The organism is Hydrogenovibrio sp., assembly GCF_049975065.1.
In the GTDB taxonomy this organism is placed as follows: domain Bacteria; phylum Pseudomonadota; class Gammaproteobacteria; order Thiomicrospirales; family Thiomicrospiraceae; genus Hydrogenovibrio.
Genome location: NZ_JBNGDN010000050.1, coordinates 8266 through 14463 on the forward strand (window position 1 = coordinate 8266; position 6198 = coordinate 14463).

7 protein-coding genes are annotated in these 6198 nt (G+C 52.0%); 3 read left to right on the forward strand and 4 right to left on the reverse strand.

Translation table 11 applies throughout. The features are described 5' to 3' along the window. Positions 1–18: 18 nt before the first annotated feature. Positions 19–1080: a GGDEF domain-containing protein gene (locus tag ACP5D0_RS06965; RefSeq protein WP_472364942.1), complete on the reverse strand. Its 1062-nt coding sequence runs from the start codon at positions 1078–1080 to the stop codon at positions 19–21. 174 nt (positions 1081–1254) lie between these two features. On the opposite strand from ACP5D0_RS06965, the gene ACP5D0_RS06970 reads away from it, so the two are divergent. From ACP5D0_RS06970 to ACP5D0_RS06980, 3 genes are read left to right on the forward strand one after another with little or no spacing between them, the layout of a single operon-like run. After that, positions 1255–1530: an accessory factor UbiK family protein gene (locus ACP5D0_RS06970; RefSeq protein ID WP_472364943.1), complete on the forward strand. Its 276-nt coding sequence runs from the start codon at positions 1255–1257 to the stop codon at positions 1528–1530. Positions 1531–1536: 6 nt separating this feature from the next. Further along, positions 1537–3069 (forward strand): YifB family Mg chelatase-like AAA ATPase, encoded by a 1533-nt coding sequence (locus tag ACP5D0_RS06975; RefSeq protein ID WP_472364944.1) that lies wholly within the window; start codon positions 1537–1539, stop codon positions 3067–3069. Continuing rightward, positions 3070–3765 carry a sulfite exporter TauE/SafE family protein gene (locus tag ACP5D0_RS06980; RefSeq protein WP_472364945.1) on the forward strand — a complete coding sequence of 232 codons (696 nt, stop codon included), beginning with the start codon at positions 3070–3072 and terminating at the stop codon, positions 3763–3765. 40 nt (positions 3766–3805) lie between these two features. Here ACP5D0_RS06980 and ACP5D0_RS06985 read toward each other — a convergent pair whose 3' ends face one another. The 3 genes from ACP5D0_RS06985 to ACP5D0_RS06995 all read right to left on the reverse strand — a co-directional run. Further along, the gene (locus ACP5D0_RS06985) at positions 3806–5143 is read right to left on the reverse strand and encodes a TolC family outer membrane protein (protein ID WP_472364946.1); all 1338 of its coding nucleotides are present in this window, start codon (positions 5141–5143) and stop codon (positions 3806–3808) included. 54 nt (positions 5144–5197) lie between these two features. Continuing rightward, on the reverse strand, positions 5198–5806 hold the full coding sequence (locus ACP5D0_RS06990) for a response regulator transcription factor (RefSeq protein WP_472364947.1): 609 nt from the start codon (positions 5804–5806) through the stop codon (positions 5198–5200). 110 nt (positions 5807–5916) lie between these two features. Further along, the coding region (locus tag ACP5D0_RS06995) for a beta-barrel domain-containing protein (protein WP_472364948.1) at positions 5917–6198 on the reverse strand (282 nt) is incomplete at its 5' end.

Genomic DNA, 6198 nt, shown 5'->3' on the forward strand with positions numbered 1-6198 from the left:
GGGTCAGGTTTTCCGAGGTTATTTTTTTGCCTCGGTTTCCGCTTCCAGTTCGATTTCCGTCACCACTTGATTGCGGCCATTGGATTTGGCTTGGTAGAGGGCATCGTCGGCGCGTTTGATCCACTCCTCCAGGGTTTCGTTATCCAGGCCGCGATAGGCGGCGACGCCAAACGAAGCGGTGATGGTGCCCAGGGTTTTTTCGGAATCCTTACGCTTGAGTTTGGCGTGTTCCAAGGCATGACGAACGCTTTCGGCGCGTTTGGCGGCCTCTTCCAGTCCGGTGTGAGAGAGGAGGATGGCGAATTCTTCACCGCCGTAGCGACAGATGGTTTCGGTGTCGCCCTTGGATTTTTTCATCAGGTTGGCGTAATAGCGTAAAACACTGTCGCCCACCAGATGCCCGAAAGTATCGTTAAAGCGTTTGAAGTGATCGATGTCGGTGAGAATGAGGGTCAGGTTTTCCGGGGTGTCTTTCATTTCGTCTGACAGATCCTGAATGGCATTATTAAACGCTTTGCGGTTGCCGATTTCGGTGAGTTCGTCGGTCAAGGTTTCGGCTCGCGCTTCAATGAGTTCTTTGCGAAGGCGAATGATTTCGTCGTTACTGTCCATCATTTCACGTTGGAATTCTTCGCTGGATTTTTTCATCGACGAAGCCGTATTCAATACCGAGTGGGTGAGTTCTTTCAGGGTTTCCGCATCCATGTCTTGTGTGGATAGGGTGTTGGTGTAGTTGTCGAGTTCCTGCGTATGTTGTTCGAGTTTGTCGCTCCAAGCATTCATGCGCTTGACGACCAGATTGATCAGGCGTTTGAAGGCGCGGTCAAAGTCGTTGCCGCTTTCGTCATCCGCAAAATATTCGTCGTAGAGTCGCCGCCCTAAACGGTCGTTGTAGCCGAAGGGGTCTTGGAGAGCGCTGTCCATTTCCTGCCGAAATTTGGGATGGTCGCCTTTGTAATATTGATACCAAATAAAATAGTTCAGCGGATTGGGGTTGATGCCCTGTTCTTCGAAAATGTCGATCAGTTGAACGAAAATACGCTGGGCTTTTTCGGGGGCATCTTTGATATCGAGCAACATCCTGGCTTCCTATGGAACAAACATTGAAGAAACTTCCAAAGCACTGTGAACGCTTTGTAAAGCATGACTGTTCTGCATTTTACAATAGAATGCACGTCGGGTTTATAGAAATGCGCTTGCAGATACAGTATAGTATTTTTAATTATTTTTGTTAAGACCGTTGGAGGTCGCGTAATGCAGTCAAAACAGTTAGATTCATTGGTGGAAGCCTTGACGCAGTGGATTCCGCCAGGCCTGGGCGAAATGCCTGAAAACCTGAAGCAGAATATGAAGCAGACACTGGCCAGCGGGTTGGAAAAAATGGATTTGGTCTCCCGTCAGGAATTTGATGTGCAGACCGGCGTTTTGGCCAAATTGCGCGCCAAATTGGACGCCTTGGAAAAACAAGTGGCAGACCTGGAAGCTCGGACGGAGCATCCTCGCCCGTCACAGCCTTCCGAGGACGCTTAATTCGCCATGATAACAGCCGGACATTACGCCACCTTGTTTTCCCGTGCCCTGAACGGTGTGCAAGCGCCTCAGGTGGAAGTCGAGGTGCACGCCACAAACGGCTTGCCGGGGTTGTCGGTGGTTGGCCTGCCTGAAACGTCGGTAAAAGAAAGCAAAGATCGGGTACGCAGTGCGGTGATCAGTTCCGGCTTTGAGATGGCACCCAAGCGTATCACCATTAATCTGGCACCGGCCGACATTCCCAAACAGGGCGGGCGCTATGATCTGGCGATTGCGCTTGGGGTGCTGGTGGCAACCGGTCAGTTGCCCTTGCAACGAGACTTGAACGAGATCGAGTGGTTGGGTGAGTTAAGCTTGAACGGTGAATTACGAGCGGTTCCGGGGGTGTTGCCAGCGGTGATTCAAGCCAAACAGGCTGGGCGCACTCTGATTGTGCCTCTGGCCAATTTGGCGGAGGCTGGGTTGGTGGAGGGTGCCTCTGTTCTGGGGGCAGACAATTTATTGTCTGTGTGCCGTTTTCTCACCGACACGACTTTTGAACTGGCTTTGCCAGAACGGGTGGCGTATCAGCCGCAGCCGGTGTCTCAGGATCTGGCCGACATTCGTGGTCAGCACCAAGCGAAACGGGTACTGGAGGTCTGTGCCTCCGGCGGCCATTCATTGTTAATGATTGGGCCGCCGGGTTCGGGCAAAAGTATGCTGGCTTCGCGATTGGTGTCGCTCATGCCGGACTTGCCGCTGGAGCAGGCGATTGAAGTGGCTTCGATCCATTCCGTGGCGGGCAAGTCGATTGACGTTGCCCGCTTTTGTCAGCGCCAGTTGATACAACCTCACCATACCGCCACAGCGGCGGCGATGGTCGGCGGCGGTTCGGGAGGCCATCCCAAGCCGGGTGCGGTGTCGCTGGCACATCGTTCCGTGCTGTTTTTGGATGAGTTGCCGGAATTTAACCGTGCGGTTCTGGAGGCCTTGCGCGAGCCTCTAGAAACCGGTGAGGTCGAAATTGCGCGGGTGAACCAAAAAGTCACTTATCCGGCCAAGGTGCAGCTCGTCTGCGCAATGAACCCAACCCCGAGCGGATTTTTTCCTGATGATCCCTTGGGTCGCTGTCATGATACCCCTGAACAGGTGCACCGCTATCGTCAAAAAATTTCCGGCCCTTTGTTGGATCGGATCGATTGCCATCTAGAGGTTCCGCCCGTCGATTTCGCCGCCTTGAGCGGTGCACCGGAGGCCGATGCGGAAACCAGTGCGCAAGTTCGCGCAAGGGTCATTGAATGCCAAAATCGCCAAATCCACAGACAAGGTTGTCTTAACAGTCATCTCAGCCCAAAACAATTGGAACGTCAAGTTGAATTGGATGCCACTTCCAAGCAGTTGCTGGCGCAGGCCATGGATCGCCTCGGCCTGTCGGCGCGGGCTTATCACCGCATTTTACGTGTGGCTCGTACGCTGGCGGACATGACCGCCAGCGCCGATGTCACGGTACCGCATGTGGCCGAAGCCATTGCCTATCGCAGCCTGGATAAGACACGCTAAATGACCGAATCCATTTATCTTACCGCCTTAATTGTCGGCTTTTTGGGGGGGGTGCACTGTCTGGGAATGTGTGGCGGGGTGGTGGGCGCCCTGACCTTTAACTTAAAACCGGAGGTGCAGCTGAGTTGGTGGCGGATGCTACCGTATCAGTTGGGTTATAACTTGGGGCGGATCAGCAGTTATGCATTGATCGGCGCTCTGTTTGGCTTCCTCGGCCATTCCTTAACCTCCTTGGCGACCTTTTTACCGTTGCAGCAAACATTGCAAGTGGTGGCTGGGCTGTTTATGGTGGTGTTAGGACTTTATTTAGGCGGTTGGTGGAATGGGCTGATTGTGATTGAAAAGGGCGGTCAAGGTATCTGGAAACGACTGGCGCCCCTTACGCAAAAAATGATCCCGATTCGCTCGATTCCCCAGGCCTGGCTATATGGGCTGGTATGGGGCTGGCTGCCTTGCGGGCTGGTCTACAGTATGCTGATTATGGCGTTAACCGCCGGTGGCGCGATGGAAGGCGCTTTGGTGATGCTGGCGTTTGGTTTGGGTACCCTGCCGAATTTGATGCTGATGGGCACCTTTGTGTTTTTCTTTACCCGTTTGTCTCGTAATCTCTGGGTGCGGCGCAGTGCAGGGGCGTTGGTGGTGCTGATGGGCGTGGGGCAGTTAATTCAAGCTTATACCATCGAGGTGGGCGGATAAAAAAGCCCCGGAATCGGGACTTATAGAGTGGCCAGTGCGGTTATTCTTCGGTATGTTCTTCTTCCGCGGCGATAAAGCTGTATTCAATGCCCAATTCAGGCAATAGATGTCCCATTCCGGCCAGAATGCGGTATTTGGCATTTAGCTGTTCGGCCTCGTTGGTAATCAGGGTTCGAATGGCGGACATGTATTCATTCTCGGTGTTCAGTAAGTCGAGTAACGAGCGACGCCCTAAGCTGAATTGCTTGCGGTAGCCTAGCAGCGTCTCATGCGTCAGCTTGATGTGCTGGTTGACATATTCGAGCTGGCTGCCGATGAACTCATTGGCGTTCCAAGCGTAACGCAGATTTTCAATCACCTGACGGCGCGTGTTGTTGCGAATTTCCGTGGCTTGGTGATATTGGCTGGACGTTTGTTTGCGTGTGGCGGCATCTCGACCACCGTTATAGAGGTTGTAAGACATGACGACCATCGCTTGCAGGTTGTTGTTTTCGCCTTCAATGCCGTCAATGTTGTGGTCGAGTCGCTGGCCGACTTCCAGATCAATTTTTGGGTAATAATTCTTGGCAGAAGCCTCGTATTGCATACGCGCTTCGGCAATATCGGCTTGCGCCGATTTCAAGGTGGGGTGATCCGCTAAGGCGATATTGGTGGCTTCATCAACGCTCTTGGGCAGTTTGGCGGTGAACTGGGGCTTGAGCAGGTCGTTCTCCGGCTGGCGTCCCAATACGCGCCAGAACTTGGCGCGGGCATCAAAATAGTTGTTTTCGGCCGCGCCGACATTGGACTGCGCTAAGGCCAATCGCGCCTCGGCCTGATCCACCTCCACCTGATTACCGATACCGGCTTCAGTACGCTTTTTAATCTGATCATAGAGTTTGATGTGGGTGTCGAGATTGTCTTGCGCCAGTTTGAGCAGCTCTTGCTCTTTCAACAGGTTGACATAGGCCTGCGCCATTTCCAGCGCGATGTCATTGGCGGTGGTAATGGCCTGATACGCTTGAGCATCCAGACGGTATTTCTGGCGTGCCACTTCATCTTGCGTGCCGAACCCCTCAAAGAGGTTTTGCGTTAATAGAATCTGAGCCTCGCGGCGCATCAAGCCGTCGCCTTGGTTGTTCAATCCGGGTTTGTCGATTTCTTCATAACCATAGCCGGCCAAAATATCCAGCTTGGGATAATAACCGCTCTGAGCGCCACGGACTTCCGCTTCAATGGCGCGATAGCCCTTGACCTGTTGACGAAACTCCGGATTATGGATAATGGCGTCTTCAATGGCTTCTTTGATGTCCATGGCTTGAGACGGCTGGGATGAAAATGTCAGCCAAACCACGGAAATGGCGGACAGTGCTTTGATTTTTAAGTTGTTTTTGTTCATAGTGCTTTCTTTTCGTTAGATGAAGGTACTTTCGTACCCATGTTTAAAGTGCGGTTAAGCGGACCAGTTTTGGACTTTAATCACAAGATTTAAGCGGTCTTTGGCCTCTAGTTTTTCAAGGAGGTTATGCATATGTGCTTTCACAGTGCGTTCACTGATATGCATCGCCTCAGCGATTTCTTGGTTGTTTTTACCAAGCAGTACCCATTCCATCGCTTCGATTTCGCGCTCTGACAAGCGCGACTTCCAGGCGGTACTTTTAGGTGTCGCGCGCTTTGAAACGGCTTGGACAAGCGATTGCATCACGCTTTGCCCTAACCAGATATTGCCGGTCTGCACTGTTTCGATGGCTTGCGCAATACGTTCGGCTTGCGCAAAGGTGTTCATATAGCCTTTAATGCCCTTTTGAAACCACTGGACACCTTCGGTCGCTGAGGGCGTATTGGAAAACAGAATCACCTCAAAGCCCATCTGAATCAGCTTTTCAACTTTGGCCTGTTCCATGGCATCGCTGGGGAGTTGAATCAGTAAAAGTGACGCTTGGGTATCCAGCTCACCGGGTTGCACGTCTAGGGTGTAGAGAACCCGTTTCGTGAATTCGGTAGCTTTCGACCAGCTTTTGAGTGCATGTGGATCCTGTACGAAAAGTAACAACTGTGTCATGAGTGCTCCGATCCAATTATTTTAAGACCTTTACCGGCAGTTTGTGTCGGTAGAGACCCTGTTATTTTAGTGTGTTGGCAAGTTAGCCAGTAGTGCGGGCAAAGACCGTATCAAGATTCTCTGAGCGCCAAATCTTTTGCTTTGATAATGGGTTTCAGCAGATAGTCCAAAATGGTGTGTTTTCCGACCACCACATCCACTGTCGCCGTCATCCCCGGCAAGAGATAAAGTGGATCCTGCTGGGTTCCAAGATGATTTTTATTTGTTTTGATGCGGGCAATGTAGAAGCTGTTGCCCTCTTCATCTTGAATGGTGTCGGCGGAGATTTTTTCGACCACGCCATCCAGTCCTCCATAAATGGCAAAATCATAAGCGGTGAATTTTACCTTGGC